12 protein-coding genes, 1 tRNA gene, 1 pseudogene and 1 riboswitch are annotated in these 16,018 nt (G+C 67.2%); of the genes and pseudogenes, 11 read left to right on the top strand and 3 right to left on the bottom strand.

The features are described from left to right. Positions 1–66: 66 nt before the first annotated feature. A tRNA-Met gene (locus ACE3OK_RS10270) sits at positions 67–143 on the bottom strand. 120 nt (positions 144–263) lie between these two features. Between ACE3OK_RS10270 and ACE3OK_RS10265 the strand changes: the two are divergent. From ACE3OK_RS10265 to ACE3OK_RS10250, 4 genes and pseudogenes are all read left to right on the top strand, one after another. Further along, positions 264–755, top strand: a pseudogene (locus tag ACE3OK_RS10265) (RNA pyrophosphohydrolase); the annotation flags it as partial. Positions 756–934: 179 nt separating this feature from the next. Continuing rightward, entirely contained in the window at positions 935–1,345 is a 411-nt protein-coding gene (locus ACE3OK_RS10260; RefSeq protein WP_374249448.1) for a phasin family protein, read from the top strand. Positions 1,346–1,558: 213 nt separating this feature from the next. Next, entirely contained in the window at positions 1,559–2,749 is a 1,191-nt protein-coding gene (locus ACE3OK_RS10255; RefSeq protein ID WP_374249447.1) for an efflux RND transporter periplasmic adaptor subunit, read from the top strand. A gap of 67 nt (positions 2,750–2,816) precedes the next feature. After that, entirely contained in the window at positions 2,817–5,981 is a 3,165-nt protein-coding gene (locus tag ACE3OK_RS10250; protein ID WP_374249446.1) for an efflux RND transporter permease subunit, read from the top strand. Between the two features lie 116 nt (positions 5,982–6,097). Here the strand turns inward: ACE3OK_RS10250 and bioD are convergent, their stop codons facing one another. After that, positions 6,098–6,772 carry a dethiobiotin synthase gene (bioD, locus tag ACE3OK_RS10245; RefSeq protein ID WP_374249445.1) on the bottom strand — a complete coding sequence of 225 codons (675 nt, stop codon included), beginning with the start codon at positions 6,770–6,772 and terminating at the stop codon, positions 6,098–6,100. 67 nt (positions 6,773–6,839) lie between these two features. Here bioD and ACE3OK_RS10240 point away from each other — a divergent pair, with 67 nt between their 5' ends. The 7 genes from ACE3OK_RS10240 to ACE3OK_RS10210 all read left to right on the top strand — a co-directional run bounded on the left by ACE3OK_RS10240 (position 6,840) and on the right by ACE3OK_RS10210 (position 13,819). Then, a complete protein-coding gene (locus ACE3OK_RS10240) occupies positions 6,840–7,325 on the top strand; it encodes a GAF domain-containing protein (RefSeq protein ID WP_374249444.1) in 486 nt (161 codons plus the stop codon). Beyond that, positions 7,322–7,705 carry a TfoX/Sxy family protein gene (locus ACE3OK_RS10235; RefSeq protein ID WP_374249443.1) on the top strand — a complete coding sequence of 128 codons (384 nt, stop codon included), beginning with the start codon at positions 7,322–7,324 and terminating at the stop codon, positions 7,703–7,705. Before ACE3OK_RS10240 ends, ACE3OK_RS10235 begins: the two co-directional genes overlap by 4 nt. Positions 7,706–7,731: 26 nt before the next feature. Beyond that, a riboswitch (cobalamin riboswitch) is annotated at positions 7,732–7,964 on the top strand. A gap of 129 nt (positions 7,965–8,093) precedes the next feature. Continuing rightward, positions 8,094–9,974, top strand: a complete 1,881-nt coding sequence (locus tag ACE3OK_RS10230; protein ID WP_374249442.1) for a TonB-dependent receptor domain-containing protein — start codon at positions 8,094–8,096, stop codon at positions 9,972–9,974. A gap of 176 nt (positions 9,975–10,150) precedes the next feature. Continuing rightward, the gene (locus ACE3OK_RS10225) at positions 10,151–10,759 is read left to right on the top strand and encodes a TetR/AcrR family transcriptional regulator (RefSeq protein ID WP_374249441.1); all 609 of its coding nucleotides are present in this window, start codon (positions 10,151–10,153) and stop codon (positions 10,757–10,759) included. After that, positions 10,756–11,907: an efflux RND transporter periplasmic adaptor subunit gene (locus ACE3OK_RS10220; protein ID WP_374249440.1), complete on the top strand. Its 1,152-nt coding sequence runs from the start codon at positions 10,756–10,758 to the stop codon at positions 11,905–11,907. The genes ACE3OK_RS10225 and ACE3OK_RS10220 overlap by 4 nt, the downstream gene beginning before the upstream one ends. Beyond that, positions 11,904–13,106 carry an ABC transporter permease gene (locus ACE3OK_RS10215; RefSeq protein WP_374249439.1) on the top strand — a complete coding sequence of 401 codons (1,203 nt, stop codon included), beginning with the start codon at positions 11,904–11,906 and terminating at the stop codon, positions 13,104–13,106. Before ACE3OK_RS10220 ends, ACE3OK_RS10215 begins: the two co-directional genes overlap by 4 nt. A 2-nt stretch (positions 13,107–13,108) precedes the next feature. Continuing rightward, complete coding sequence (locus ACE3OK_RS10210) at positions 13,109–13,819, top strand: ABC transporter ATP-binding protein (RefSeq protein ID WP_374249438.1); 711 nt, start codon at positions 13,109–13,111, stop codon at positions 13,817–13,819. Between the two features lie 15 nt (positions 13,820–13,834). Here the strand turns inward: ACE3OK_RS10210 and ACE3OK_RS10205 are convergent, their stop codons facing one another. Continuing rightward, a complete protein-coding gene (locus ACE3OK_RS10205) occupies positions 13,835–15,976 on the bottom strand; it encodes a putative bifunctional diguanylate cyclase/phosphodiesterase (protein WP_374249437.1) in 2,142 nt (713 codons plus the stop codon). Positions 15,977–16,018 lie beyond the last annotated feature (42 nt).

Below are 16,018 nucleotides of genomic sequence, written 5' to 3'. Positions count from 1 at the left end.
CTTGGCGTCACGCTGCGGCAGAAACAAAGAACCCCGCAAGGCCGCGGGGTTCGATGCGCTTCGCGTTGGTGGCTATGGGTGGACTCGAACCACCGACCCCAGCATTATGAGTGCTGTGCTCTAACCGGCTGAGCTACATAGCCAACGCAGAGCCGGTCATTATCCGGGTTGTCGATGCCGTCGTCAATTCGCCGTCGATGAGGCTTGCCCGTCCCGCATTCGGCTGGCACAGTCGGGGCAGACAAATTTTCGGGGTCCGCATCGTGATCGATCCGGACGGTTTTCGCCCCAACGTGGGCATCGTGCTGATGCACGAGGATGGCCGGGTGTTCTGGGCACGGCGCGTGCGCCGGGACGGTTGGCAGTTCCCGCAGGGCGGCATCAACAGCGACGAAACCCCGCTGGAGGCGATGTACCGCGAACTGCACGAAGAAACCGGGCTGCAGCCGGAGCATGTCGACGTGCTGGGGGCCACCCCCGGCTGGTTGCGCTATCGCCTGCCCGCGCACGCCATCCGCCACCGCGACCGGCTGGTGTGCATCGGCCAGAAACAGGTCTGGTTCCTGCTGCGGTTCCGCGGCCTGGACAGCGACTTGCGGCTGGATGCCACCGACGTGCCGGAATTCGATGCCTGGCGCTGGGTGGATTTCTGGTACCCCCTGCAGCATGTGGTCACCTTCAAGCGCGGGGTCTATACCCGCGCGCTGGACCACCTCGCCCCGCTGGCCCGCGCCGTGGCCGGCACCCAGGCCGTGCCGGAACCGACGGCCACCTTGCTGCCTTTGGCACGCACCAGCCCCTCGCGCTGGCGCTGACCCTGACTCCCGGGCTGCCTGCCTGAATGGCGGGATACCGCCCGTCGGGGAAATGTTGCATCGCAACATCCGACGATTTATGCTGCATCGCACAAACCGGCAAACCCTGCCGGATCACCATGCAGGAGACCGCCATGTACCAGTTCAACGACCAGTTCAGCAAAGCCGCGACCCAGTTCGCCGACGTCGCCGCCAACGTCAACCGCTTGGCGCTGGAAAACGCCGAGAAGGCGTTCGGCCTGCACCTGGCTGCCATCGAGGAAACCGTCAACGCCAGCTTCGCCTTCACCGGCGAACTGCTGCAGGTGCGCGACGCCGACAGCCTGAAGGCCGTGTGGCCGAAGGGCGTGCAGGTGGCCCGTGCCAATGCCGAGCGCAACTTCGGTGCCGTGCAGGAAGTGTTCGCCAACACCGTGAAGACCAACGAAGCGATCGGTTCGCTGGCCAAGGCACAGTTCGAGCAGGCCGGCGCGCAGGTCAAGGCCGAAGTCGAGAAGGCCACCAAGGCCGCCTCGAAGGCCGCCAAGTAATCCCTCCCCCTGGGACAGTCGCCGATTCGCTCCCCCCGATTCGGCGCAACCATGACCCGGCAGCTTCGGCTGCCGGGTTTTTTTGTGCCCGCCGCCCGCCCCCTGCCTTCTGGCAGATGCGGAATGCCGGCCTAATTCCGACAATGCTGCACCAGCAAGTTCACTATTCGAATACAATCGCGAATTCTTCTCTGTCGCATCCCCGGAAAACCCATGCCCGCCGCCACCTCCCACCGCCCCCCCAAGCCGGCCCTGCGCTGGGCCCTGATGCTGGCCGGCGTCATCGTCGTCTTCGGCGGCGTGTTCGCCCTCAAGGCGTTCTTCGCCAAGCAGACCAACAACTTCTTCGACAACATGCCACAGCCGGCGGTGGCGGTGTCGGCCGATACCGCCAAGACCCAACACTGGAGCACCGGCGGGGAAGCGGTGGGTACGCTGGTGGCGATCAACGGCACCAATGTCACCACCGAAGCCGGTGGCGTGGTGCGCCAGATCAGTTTCGAATCCGGGCAGCCGGTCAGTGCCGGCACCGTGCTGGTGCGGCTGAACACCGCCAACGAAGAGGCCACGCTGAAAGCGCTGGAAACCTCGGCGCGGCTGGCGGACGTGCAGGCACAGCGCTGGCAGCAACTGGGCAAGGACAAGCTGGTCTCGCTGGATGAGGTGCAGACGCGCACCGCCGCCGCCGCCAACGCGCGCGCGCAGGTGGAAGCGCAGCGCGCGCTGATCGCACAGAAGACCATTCGCGCACCGTTCACGGGCGTGCTGGGCATTCGCCAGATCAACCTGGGCCAATACATCGCGCCAGGCGCTGCGATCGTGTCGCTGCAGCAACTGGACCCGGTGTACGTGGATTTCACCCTGCCCGAGCAGATGATCGGCACGCTGGCCACCGGCAGCACCGTGCAAGCCACGGTGGACGCCGTGCCGGGGCAGACCTTCGAAGGCACGGTCACGGCAGTGGAGCCGCAAGTGGATGTCAGCACGCGCAACTTCAAGGCGCGCGCCACCCTGCGCAACCCCGATGGCACGTTGCGCCCGGGCAGCTTCGCCAAGCTGGGCTTCGGGCTGGGCGCGGCCCGTGACGTGGTGGTGATTCCGCAAACCGCGGTCAGCTTCAACCCGTATGGCAATGCGGTGTTCGTGATCACCAGCGAGAAGCGCAAGCCGGGCGAGACCGACGCCACCGGCAAGCCGCTGACCGGCGAGAAACTGGTGGTGAACCAGCGCTTCATCAAGACCGGTGCCACCCGGGGCGACCTGATCGCGGTCACCGACGGCCTCAAGCCCGGCGAGCGCGTGGTCACGGCCGGCCTGCTGAAGCTGCGCAATGGCAGCGAAGTGACCATCGACAACCAGATCCAGCCCGCCAGCGACAGCAAGCCGCAGGTCCAGAACCGCTGAGCGCCGCACGCGCGCCCCGCCCCGACATCCACCCTTTCCCGGCAGCGGGGAAGCGGGAGAACAAACGATGAAATTTACCGACCTCTTCATCAGGAAGCCGGTGCTGGCGATGGTCGTCAGCCTGTTCATCCTGCTGTTCGGCCTGCGCGCCTTCAGCGAAATGAACGTGCGCAAGTATCCGGAGATGCGCAACGCGGTGATCAGCGTCAGCACGACCTATTTCGGTGCCGATGCCGACCTGATCCAGGGCTTCATCACCACCCCGCTGGAGCGCGAGATCGCCAGCGCCGAGGGCATCGACTACATGACCTCGACCAGCGCGGCGGGGATGAGCAACATCCAGGCCTACATCCGGCTGGACAAGAATCCCAGCGAGGCGCTCACCCAGATCAGCGCCAAGGTCAACAAGATGCGCGGGCAATTGCCGCCGCAGTCGGAAGACCCGGTGATCGACCTGAAGCAGGGCGAGAGCATCGCCGGCATGTACCTGTCGTTTGCCAGCGACCGCCTCGATGGCAACCAGATCGGCGACTACCTGACCCGCGTCATCCAGCCGAAACTGGTCACCGTGCCCGGCGTGCAGAGCGCCGAGATCATGGGCGCGGGCAACTTCGCCATGCGCATCTGGCTGAAGCCGGAAAAAATGGCGGCGCTGAAAGTGACCGCCAGCGATGTCAGTGCCGCACTGCAATCCAACAACGTGCTGGCCGCAGTGGGTTCCACCAAGGGCCAGATGGTGGCCATCGACATGACCGCGCGCACCGACCTGCGCAACGCCGACGAGTTCCGCAAGCTGGTGGTGCGTGAGCAGGACGGCGCGATCGTGCGGCTGGGCGACATCGCCGACGTGGTGCTGGGCTCCGACAGCTACGGCACCTCGGTGCGCATCAATGGCGGCGACACCGCCACCTTCATGGCGATCAACGTCTCGCCGGACGCCAATGCGCTGGACGTGATCAAGGCGGTGCGCAAGGTCTGGGACAACGAGATCATCCCGCAGCTGCCGCAGGGCATGCAGGCCAGCATCCCGTACGACAGCACCGAGGCCATTCAAGACTCGATCAAAGAAGTGATCCGCACGATCGTGGAAGCACTGCTGATCGTGATCGTGGTGATCTACCTGTTCCTGGGCTCGCTGCGCAGCGTGCTGATCCCGGCGATTGCCATCCCGCTGTCGCTGGTGGGCGGCATGTTCCTGATGCTGTTGATGGGCTTCACCATCAACCTGCTGACCCTGTTGGCGATGGTGCTGGCGATCGGGATCGTGGTGGACGACGCGATCATCGTGCTGGAGAACATCCATCGCCACATCGAAGAAGGCATGACGCCGATGGACGCCGCGCTGCGCGGCGCGCGCGAGCTGGCGTGGCCGGTGGTGGCGATGACCACCACCCTGATCGCGGTGTACCTGCCGATCGGCTTCCAGGGCGGCATGACCGGCGTGCTGTTCACCGAATTCGCCTTCACCCTGGCCGGCGCGGTGCTGCTGTCGGGCGTGATCGCGCTGACGCTGACGCCGATGATGAGCTCGCGCATCCTCAAGGCGCACGACCCGGACCACCCCAAGGGCAGGTTCGAGCTGTGGCTGGACACCCGTTTCGACAAGCTGCACCACGCCTACCAGCGCCGCCTGCACAGCGCGCTGGAAACCAGGTCGGTGATCGCGGTGTTCGGCCTGATCGTGCTGGCCAGCTGCGCGTTCCTGTACATGGGCGCGCCCAAGGAACCGGCACCGATCGAGGACGAAGGCTTCATCTTCTCGGTGGCCAGCGCCGATCCGGTGGCCACGCTGGATTACGTGGAACGCTATACCGCCGCGATTTCCGGATTCACGCGCGGCATTCCGGAGATCAAGGAAACCTTCCTGATCAATGGCGGCATGGGCGGCGGCGGCGGCGCCAGCCCCAGCGCGATGGCCGGCTTCGTGCTCAAGCCCTGGAGCCAGCGCACGCGCTCCACCAACCAGGTGCTGCAACAGGCGTTGCAGCCTAAGTTGAACGAGATCACCGGCCTGAAGATGTTCGCGATGGTGCCGCCGTCGCTGCCCAGCGCGGGCGGCGAAGGTGGCGGTGAATTCATCATCGGCGGCGTGGGCAGCCTGCAGCAGCTGTCCGACCTGTCCGACGCGATCCTCGCCAAGGCCTATGCCAGCAAGCGTTTCATCTTCCTCGACAAGGACCTGAAGATCGACAAGCCGCGCATCGAGGTCAACATCGACCGCGACAAGGCGGCCACGCTGGGCATCGACATGCGCACGCTGGCGGCCGACATGTCGGCGATGCTGGCGGGTGGCTACAGCAACCTGTTCTCGATGCAGAACCGCTCGTACCGCGTCATCCCGCAGGTGCAGCGCAAGGATCGCCTGAATGCCAGCGACCTCGAGAACTACTACACCCGTACCCGCGACGGGAAACTGATCCCGCTGTCCACCATCGTGACCCTGAAGGAAAGCGCGCAGCCGCAATCACTCAAGCGCTTCCAGCAGCTCAACGCGGTGTCGATCATGTTTGCCCCGCGCCCTGGCGTGAGCAAGGGCGAGGCATTGGCCATTCTCGACCTGGCCGCCAAGGAGGTGCTGCCGCAGGGCTACAGCGTGGACTACGCCGGCGAGTCGCGGCAATTCAAGCAGGAGGGCGCGGCGATGTTGATGACGCTGGCGCTGGCGCTGATCGTGATTTTCCTGGTGCTGTCGGCGCAGTTCGAAAGCTTCCGTGACGCATTGATCATGCTGCTCACCGTGCCGATGGCCATTTGCGGTGCATTGCTGGCGCTGAACGTGCTGGCGCTGGTGGGCGGCATCCTGCAGGCGATGGGCGTCGAAGCCTTCCCCGGCATGAGCATCAACATCTACACGCAGGTGGGCCTGGTGACGCTGGTGGGCGTGATCTCCAAGCACGGCATCCTGATCGTGGAGTTCGCCAACAAGTTGCAGATCGAGAAAGGCCTGAGCAAGCGCGCGGCGATCGAGGAAGCCACCAGCATCCGCCTGCGCCCGGTGCTGATGACCACCGCCGCACTGGTGTTCGCGATGATCCCGCTGCTGCTGGCCAAGGGCCCCGGTGCCGCCTCGCGCTTCTCGATGGGCGTGGTGATCGCCTCCGGCATGACCATCGGCACCATGTTCACCCTGTTCGTGCTGCCGGCGTTCTACCTGTACCTGGCCCGCGACCACGCGCATGCCCCGCAGACGGATGCGGATGCGCCGCAGGAACCCATCCAGCCCTCCACTTGATGGGAAGGGCGGAAATGGGGTCCGGAAATGGGGTCAGAGTGGAGTTTTGCGGGCGAGCAGCTTTAGCTGGCCGACTTCCACCGCCGCAAAGTCCACTCTGACCCCATTCCCTGGCTTCAAGCCAACACCGGCAGCCGCAGATGCCGCGCAAGCAGCGCCGGGGCTGCGCCCGGCGCATGCGGCAGCACGCCCCAGCACGGGGCCGGCAGGCGTTCGCGCAGCATCGCAAGGTTGTCTTCGACGCGTGCCATCGTCGGGTCGATGTGCGAGGCGATCCAGCCCGCCAGATGCGCGCCGTCCTCCACGATCGCCCGCGCACTCAGCAGCGCGTGGTTGAGGCAGCCCAGCCGCAACCCCACCACCAGCACCACCGGCAGCCGCAGCGCGCGCACCACGTCGAGCTGCATCATCGAGGCCGACAGCGGCGCGGCCCAGCCGCCCACGCCCTCGACCACCAGGGCGTCGACCTCCGTCGCCAGCCGCGCATGCGCGGCGAGAATGGGCAGCAACTCCACCGCGACGCCGGCATCGCGCGCGGCGAGTTCGGGTGCCAACGGATGTTCCAGCGCGAACGGATTGATGTCCGCGTAAGCGAGTCCGGGCGCGCCCGCGGCCTGCAGGGCCAGCGCGTCCTCGTTGCGCCATTGCCCGTCGATGCGTTCACAGCCGCTGGCGACCGGCTTCATCCCCGCCGCGCGCAAGCCATGTCCACGCAAGGCGTGCAGCAGCGCGCAACTGGCCAGCGTCTTGCCGATGCCGGTGTCGGTGCCGGTGACGTAAACCGAGAACATGCGCCCGCTGCCTGCCGTGGAAAGCCCCCATGGTAAGCCCGGCGCGGCGAGTTGCTACACTCGCCGCATGAGCTTCAAGACCCAGGCCCTTGCCGGCACCAAACCCGAGCAATACACGCAACTGCTGGAGCAGGCGCAAGCGTTGCTGCATGGCGAGCGCGACCGGATTGCGAATGCCGCGAACCTGTCGGCGCTGGTGTACCACGCGCTGCCGGACCTCAACTGGGTGGGTTTCTATTTCTTCGACGGCAACGAGCTGGTGGTGGGCCCGTTCCAGGGACTGCCGGCTTGCGTGCGCATCCCGCTGTCCAAGGGCGTGTGCGGCGCTGCCGCCAGCACCCGCACCACCCAGCGCGTGGAAGACGTGAACGCGTTCCCCGGCCATATCGCCTGCGATTCGGCATCGCGTTCCGAGCTGGTGGTGCCGCTGTACCAAGGCGATGCCCTGCTGGGCGTGTTCGACCTCGACAGCCCCCTGCCCGCGCGTTTCGATGCGAACGACAAAGCCGGGCTGGAAGCTATCGCGCACGCTTATCTGGAATCGCTGGCATGACCGTGAAGATGCGCAATATCGGCCCGAAATCGGCCGCTTGGCTGCGCCAGGTGGGGCTGCGTTCGCTGCAAGACATCGCCGCGATTGGCACCGTGGAAGCCTTCATGAAGGTGCGCCGGGCCGGCTTCAAACCGGGCTTGAATTTGCTGTACGCGCTGGAAGGCGCATTGCTGGATTGCCACTGGCAAGACGTGCCCGAAGCGCGCCGCAGCGAGCTGGTGCAGGCCGCCGAAGCGGCCACCGCGCTGCTGCCACCGCCACGTTACCGGCCGGCGGCGGCACCGGTCACCACCACCCATCACGAGACCACCATCGCACCGGCATTTGCCCTGTTCGATGACGACCGTCATGCCGGTTCGGAATCCCCTGCCGACGACTGAGCCGCCAGCCGGCGGCGTGACTGCGCTAGAATGAGCGGGTTCAAGGTGATCCAACGGCATTTGCCTGCGGATTGAAACGGGAAGCCGGTGACGATGCTTGCATCCAGTCCGGCGCTGCCCCCGCAACGGTAAGCGAGACAAGGCTGGCATCGGCCACTGTGTACGCATCGACAGATGCCGGCATGGGAAGGCGCCAGACGGGACATCACGCGATGTCCGCTCGCCAGCCCGGAGACCGGCCCGGAACAGTCAGGTTGCGATGCGGCGGGCATTGCGTGACGCCGGCCTGCCCGTTGTCTGCGTGCATCGCCATCGTCTGCCATTCCCGCCTGCTTGCAGCCTCCCTTCCCCCCAGGGTGCGCGGGCGCGCGCGCCGGAGATGCAAACGATGTTTTCCCGCCACAACCCGCTACGCCTGTCCCCCCTTGTCCTGGCATTGGGCTTGCCCGCGCTTGCGCATGCCGCGCCGGAGGACGCCAAGGACCTCGACAAGGTCGTCGTCACCGCCACCCGTACCGCCACCACCGTGGACGCCTCGCTGGCAGCCGTGGAAGTGATCGACCGCGCGCAGATCGACGCCAGCAGCGCGCGTTCGTTGCCGGAACTGCTGCGCGGCCGCGCCGGCATCAGCATCGTCAACCAAGGCGGGCTGGGCAAACTGTCCACACTGTTCCTGCGTGGCACCGAATCCGACCACACGCTCTTTTTGATCGACGGCGTGCGCGTGGGTTCGCCCACCTCGGGCCTGACCTCGTTGCAGGACATCCCGCTGTCGCAGATCGACCATATCGAAATCGTGCGCGGCCCGCGTTCGTCGCTGTACGGCGCCGACGCCATCGGCGGGGTGATCCAGATCTTCACCCGCCGCAGCGATGCACAAGGCGTGCACGGCCATGGCCGCATTGCCGTCGGCAGCCATGCCCTGCGCGAAGCCTCGGCCGGCGTGAGTCTGCGCGGTGCGCGTGGCGGCGTGGGCGTGGATGTGGGCCACCAGAGCACCAACGGCATCAATGCATGCCTGGGTTATTACAACCCCGCCACTTGGGCCGGTGCGGGCTGCTTTATCGTGCCGGGCACCCATCTGGACCGCGACGGCTACCGCAATAACAACGCCAGCCTGCGCGCCGATTTCGCCCCGTCCGAAGCATGGCAACTGGATGCCCGCGCTTTCCGCGCCACCGGCCACAACGATTACGACGGTGATTACGTCGATAACTCCGACATCGTGCAGCAGACGGTGGGGGGCAGCCTGCGCTATGCGCCCTCGCAAGCCGTGCAGGTGAAGCTGACCGTGGGCCGCAACACCGATGATTCCAGCAATTACCTGGGCAAAGTCTTCAGCAACCGCTTCGTCACCACCCGTGACAGCGCCAGCCTGCAAGGTGATTTCACCGTGGCCCAAGGCCAGGTGCTGACCGCCGGTTACGATTTCCTGCGCGACCGCGCCAACGTCAGTGACAAGTGGTCGCCGTTCCGCGCCGCACGCGGTAACCGCGCGGGCTTCGTGCAGTATCAAGGTGATTTCGGTACGCAGGACGTGCAGCTGAGCCTGCGCCACGACAACAACGACCAATTCGGCGGCAAGACCACCGGCGGCATTGCCTGGGGCGTGGAGTTTGCCGGCAATTGGCGCGCCACCGCCAGCGTCGGCACCGCGTTCAAGGCCCCCAGCTTCAATGAGCTGTACTACCCCGGCTTCAGCAATCCGCTGCTGCTGCCGGAAGCCTCACGCAGCAGTGAAGTGTCGCTGGGCCAACACGGCAATGCATGGCGTTGGCAGGCCCACGCCTATGAAACCCACGTGGATAATTTGATTGCTTACGATGCCAGCAAAGGCAAACCCGGCAACGTGGAACTGGCGCGCATTCGCGGGCTGGAATTGACCGGCAATGCGCGCCTGGGCGAATGGGAGGTGCAAGCCCAACTGGGCTGGTTGCAGGCACGCAATCTGAGCAATGGCTTCCTGCACGGCAAGCAGCTGGCACGCCGGCCCACCCGCAGCGCGCGGCTGGATCTGGACCGCAACATCGGCGATTGGGGTTTTGGCCTGAGCGGCATTGCCGAAGCCGCCCGCTGGGACGATGTGGCCAACAGCCTGCGCGTGGGCGGCTACAGCACGCTGGATGGCCGCGTGTCCTGGCGCTTCGCCCCCGGCTGGACGCTGCAAGCCAATTTGGTCAACGCCTTCAACAAGCACTACCAAACCAGCGCGTGGTACGCGCAGCCGGGCCGCGAATACACCCTGAGCCTGCGCTGGCAGCCGCAATGAGTTGAAGGAGGCGCACCGCAAGGATGCGCGCAAGGACGCGATAAGGCCCGGCAGGGATGCCGGGCCTTTTTGTGTCCGTTGTCAGGGTTTGGATAGCGGGTTGGCCGCCCCTCTTGCGAAGCCGGCGGGATGCGCACACTATTGCGAGTAATTGATTACTCACCAATGGATTTCCGATGGCCCTCCGCTCCCGCCCGCTGCCTGCCGACGAACGTCGCGCCGCCACGGTGGACGCCGTGATTGCACTGGCTGCCGAGCAGAACCCCGGCGACATCACCACCGCCGCCATCGCCCAGCACATGGGCCTGACCCAGGGCGCACTGTTCCGGCATTTCCCGAGCAAGGATGCCATCCTGGAAACGGTGATGGGGTGGGTCAGTGAACGCCTGCTGGCGCAACTGGACGCTGCGGCGGCTTCGGCCGCGACGCCGCTGGACGCACTGGAAGCGATGTTCATGGCCCATGTCGACTTCGTCGCCCGCCATCCGGGCGTGCCGCGGATGCTGTTCGGCGAACTGCAGCGCCCCGGTGACACCCTCCCCAAGCGCATGGCGCAGACCCTGACTCAGGGCTACGCGCAGCGTCTGCGCGGGTATCTGGCGGCTGGCATCGCCTGCCGGGAACTCGATCCGGGTCTGGACCTGGACGCCGCCGCCACCCTCTTCATCGGCACCGTGCAGGGGCTGGTGATGCAATCGCTGATCGCCGGCGACGTGGCGCGCATGCGCCGCGACGCGCCCGGCGTGTTCGCCATCTACCGCCGCGGCATCCGGAGCCAGCCATGAGCCTGCCCGCCATTTCCCGCCGCACGCTGATGCTGGCCGCGGCCATCGTCCCGCTGCTGGCGCTGTTCGCCTGGGTCGCGGTGCGCTCCGGCCCGCTGGCGCCCACCGAAGTCACCACCCTTGGCGTCGCCAAGCGCGGCATCGCGCCAGCGCTGTATGGCATCGGCACCGTGCAGGCGCGCTACAGCTACAGGATCGGCCCGACCTACGCCGGGCGGCTGCAGCGGCTGGACGTGCACGTGGGCGATGCGGTCAAGGCCGGGCAGGTGCTGGGCGCGATGGCGCCGGTGGACCTGGACGACCGCATCGGCGCACAGCAGGCCGCCATTGCCAGCGCACAGGCGGCGCTGCAGCAGGCGCAGGCCCGCCAGCGCTATGCACAGGCGCAGGCCCAGCGCTACGGTCAATTGGCGCAGCAGCAGCTGGTCAGCGTGGAAACCGCGTCCGCGCGCCGGCAGGAGCTGGACGTGGCCAACGCCGGCCTGGCCGCCGCGCGCGACGACATCCGCCGCCTGCAGGCCGAACGCGACGCGGTGCAGGCCCAGCGCGGCAACCTGGCGCTGGTGGCGCCGGTGGACGGGCTGGTGGTGGCGCGCAACGCCGACCCCGGCACCACCCTGGTGGCGGGGCAGGCGGTGGTGGAAGTCATCGACCCGTCCAGCCTGTGGATCGACGCCCGCTTCGACCAGATCGCCGCCGGCGGGCTGGCCGCCGGCCTGCCGGCGCAGATCATCCTGCGTTCCGGCCAGGACCACGCGCACGCCGGCCATGTGCTGCGCATCGAGCCGGTCGCGGACACCGTGACCGAGGAAACGCGGGCCAAGCTCGTGTTCGCCGGATTGCCAGCGCCGCTGCCGCCGCTGGGCGAACTGGCGGAAGTCACGGTGCAACTGCCGCGCGAAGCTGCCATGCCCGTCATCCCGAATGCCGCCATCCGCACCGTGGGCGGCCAGCGCGGCGCGTGGAAACTGGTCGATGGCGCACTGGAGTTCGCGCCGCTGGCGCTTGGCCGCAGCGATCTGGACGGCAACGTGCAGGTGCGCAAGGGCCTGGCCGGCGGCGAGCAGATCGTGCTCTACAGCGAAAAGTCGCTGACCGCCAACAGCCGTATCCACGTGGTCGAGCGAATCCGGGGCACAGCAAAGTGATCAGCCTGGCTGGCCGCGACATCCTGCACGCCTGGGGCAAGTTCCTGTTCACCGGGATCGGGCTGGGCCTGCTGATCGGGGTCACCCTGACCATGGCCGGGGTGTACCGCGGCATGGTCGATGACGGCAAGGTGCTGCTGGACAACAGCGGCGCCGACCTGTGGGTGGTGCAGCGCGGCACCCTCGGCCCGTATGCGGAATCCTCCAGCGTGCCGGACGACCTGTGGCGCGACATCCACGTGCTGCCCGGGGTGGCGCAGGCCGCCAACGTCACCTACCTCACCATGCAGGTGCGGCAGGGCGAGCGCGATGTGCGCGCGATGGTGGTCGGCATCGCCGCAGGCAGCCCCGGCACGCCCGGCTGGCCGCCGCAGCTGGTGGCGGGCCGGCAGATCACCCGCGGCCATTACGAGGCGGTGGCCGACGTCGCCGGCGGGTTCCGCCTCGGCGACACGCTCGGCATCCGCCGCCATCGCTACACCGTGGTCGGGCTGACCCGCCGCATGGTGTCGTCCAGCGGCGACCCGATGGTGTTCATCCCGCTGAAGGACGCGCAGCAGGCGCAGTTCCTCAAGGACAACGACGCGATCTTGATGCAGCGCCGGCGCACCGCCGACAACCCCGCCTTCAACCGCCCCGGCGTGCCCGGCCTGCTGGAGGCAGTGACCGCTTCGCAAAGCAGCAACAGCGCGGTCAACGCGGTGCTGGTGCGGCTGGCGCACGGCCACGCCGCCAGCGAGGTGGCCGAACCGATCCGGCGCTGGAAGCGGCTGACCGTGTACGACCGCCCGCAGATGGAGGCGATCCTGATCGGCAAGCTGATCGCCACCTCGGCGCGCCAGATCGGCATGTTCCTGGTGATCCTGGCCGCGGTCAGCGCCGCCATCGTGGCGTTCATCATCTACACCCTGACCATGGACAAGATCCGCGAGATCGCCGTGCTCAAGCTGATCGGCACCCGCAACCGCACGATCGCGTGGATGATCCTGCAGCAGGCGCTGGTGCTGGGCGTGATCGGCTTCGTGGTCGGCAAGATCAGCGCCACCTTCGCCGCGCCGCTGTTCCCCAAGTACGTGCTGCTGGTGCCCGGCGATTCGGTGCTGGGCTTCTTCGCGGTGCTGCTGCTGTGCGTGGCGTCCAGCGTGGTCGCCATCCGGATGGCGCTGAAGGTCGATCCGGCCGAAGCGATCGGGGGTTGAACATGGCCGCCACCGGCATCCGCATCGAAGGATTGAGCAAGCGCTACGGCAGCGGCGACACCGCGGTGCTGGCGCTGAAGGACGTCAACATGCAGGTCGCACCCGGCGAAGTGGTCGGGCTGATCGGCCCCTCTGGCTCCGGCAAGAGCACCCTGCTGAAATGCCTGGGCGCGGTGATCGACCCCACCGCCGGGCGCATGCAGCTGGGCGATGAGGTGATCTTCGACGACGGCTGGAAGGTGCGCGACCTGCGCGCGCTGCGCCGCGACAAGATCGGCTTCGTGTTCCAGGCGCCCTACCTGATCCCGTTCCTCGACGTCATCGACAACGTCGCCCTGCTGCCGATGCTGGCCGGCGCGCGCAACGCCGAGGCGCGCGCGCGCGCGCTGGAACTGCTCACCGCGCTGGACGTGCAGCATCGTGCCAGGGCGATGCCGGCGCAGCTGTCCGGCGGCGAGCAGCAACGCGTCGCCATTGCACGCGGGCTGGTCAACCGGCCGCCGGTGATCCTCGCCGACGAACCCACCGCGCCGCTGGATTCGGAGCGCGCGCTGGCGGTGATCCGGCTGCTCAACGACATGGCCCAGCGCTTCCAGACCGCGGTCATCGTGGTGACTCACGACGAGAAGATCATCCCCACCTTCAAGCGCATCTACCACATCCGCGACGGCGTGACCTTCGAGGAGGCCGGCGAAGGCCGGGCCTTCGGCTGATGCACGGCATCGCCCTCAGGCGGCACCGGCCGCCTGTCCGGGCAGGTTGCCCTCCGCCAGTCGCCGGCAGGCACGCAGCAGGTCGTGGCAGTCCGCCGGCGGCAGCGGCGGGAAGAACAAATAGCCCTGCGCCTGGTCGCACGCATTGTTGCGCAGGTAGGTGAACTGCTCCTGCGTCTCCACGCCCTCGGCCACCACCTGCAAGCCAAGGCTGCGCGACAGCGCGATGATGGAGCGCACGATCACCGCGTCGTTGCCGCCACGCGGGATGTCGGTGATGAAGGATCGGTCGATCTTCAGGCAATGGATGGGGAAGGATTTCAGGTAGGCCAGCGATGAGTAGCCGGTACCGAAATCGTCGATGGCGATGCGCACGCCCAGCCGTTCGAGGTCGGTCAGCACCACGGTGGCGGCGGCGATGTCGTCCATCAGCACCGATTCGGTGATCTCCAGCTCCAGGTCGGCCGGCGCAAGGCCGGTTTCGCGCAGCACCTTGCTGACTTCCTCGGCGATGTCGCGCTGGCGGAACTGGCGTGCCGACAAATTCACCGCCATGGTGCCCGTGGGCAGCCCCTGGGCACGCCACTCCCGCAACTGCCGACAGGCTTCGCGCAGCACCCAATCGCCCACTTGCAGGATCAGCCCGGTGCGCTCGGCCAGCGGGATGAACTCATCGGGCCGCACCTGCCCCAGCTCCGGCGAATGCCAGCGCAGCAGCGCTTCCCAACCGGCCAGGCGACCGGATTCGATCTCCCATTTCGGCTGGTAGTGCAATGCCAGCTCGCCACGCTCCAGTGCGTGCCGGAGCCCCGCTTCCAGTTGCATGCGGCGCTGGAATCCACGATCGAGTTCGGTGCTGAAGCCCACCACGCAGTTGCGTCCGGCCAGCTTGGCCTGGTGCAGGGCCAGGTCGGCGTGGCGTAGCAGCGCGCTGACCGTATCGCCATCCTGCGGAAAGGTGGCCATGCCGATGCTGGCACTGATGCCCACGCGGTCTTCGCCGATCTCGAATTCGCGCGCCAGCGCCAGCAGCAGGGTGTCGCCCAGTTGCCGGGCCTGCGCCGGCTGCGCATCCTCGAGCAGGATCACGAACTCGTCGCCACTGAAGCGGGCCACGTCGCTGGCGGCGGGCAGGTTCTCGCGCAGGCGCGCGACGATGGCCACCAGCAAGCGGTCGCCCTGTTCATGGCCCAGGGTGTCGTTGACGTTCTGGAAGTGATCCAGGTCCAGCAGCAGCACCGCGCATGGCGCGCGGGTGGCACCGCCGCGCGCCAGCACCCGGCCCAATGCCTCGCCGAAGGCGGCACGATTGGGCAACCCGGTCAGGGCATCGTGGGTGAGCACGTGCCGCATCTGCCGGAACGGCCGGTTCACCGCCTCGGCATAGATCGCGCGGTACAGGAAGTAATAGGCCACCAGCTTGTAGACGTGGCCCAGCAGGTTGGCGGTGCTGGACACTTGCACGTAGATGGCAAGGAACACCTCGCTGGCCGCCATCAGCAGCAGCGCCAGCAGCAGGCTGCCGAACTCGCATTCGGAGATCCGTCGCCGTCGCCACACCGCCACCAGCGCCGCCAGCAGGTAGAGCCCGCAGATGCCCCATTCCAGCGCCACCTTCAACCGGGTCAGGCCCACGCCTTCGTGGTACATCGGCAGGATGCGTTCCGGCGCGGTCAACGGCAGCCACGCCACCGCCAGCACCAGCAGCAGCACCGCCAGGAACCACAGCCGACGCACCATCGGCACGTTGCTGACCGGGCGATCGGCCAGCAGCACGTACGCCAGCAGGCCGATGCCGGCCACCGCCCGCGCCAACAGCCAGAACAGGATCGCCTTGTGCGGGGTATTGGGGCTGATCAGGTCCGGCATGCCGGCATAGGCCAGCAGATGCAGCATGTCGAACAATCCCACCGCCAGGAACGCGCCGCCCAGTTCCATGGTGCGGCTGGAACGCGCGGCCTCCACCGCCCCCAGCCCAGTGAAGAACACCAGCGCCGACACCACCACGGTGAACACTTCCAGCAACGAATGCAGGGCCAGGAAATCCGCCTGCGGCAGCACCCACTGATGGACCGGCAACACCTGCCAGGCCAGCAAGGGCAGTGCGAGTGCCAGCAACAGGTAGCCGACGGCACGGTGCGGGGCTGGCTTCGGCATCGTTCCCCTCCGCTGATGGGCCGGATCGTCGGCAGGCGCCTG

This window comes from Thermomonas sp. (assembly GCF_041905325.1).
Classification (GTDB): Bacteria; Pseudomonadota; Gammaproteobacteria; order Xanthomonadales; family Xanthomonadaceae; genus Thermomonas.
The sequence above is the reverse complement of the archived record's forward strand: the minus strand, read 5'-3'. Positions and strand labels throughout refer to the sequence as shown.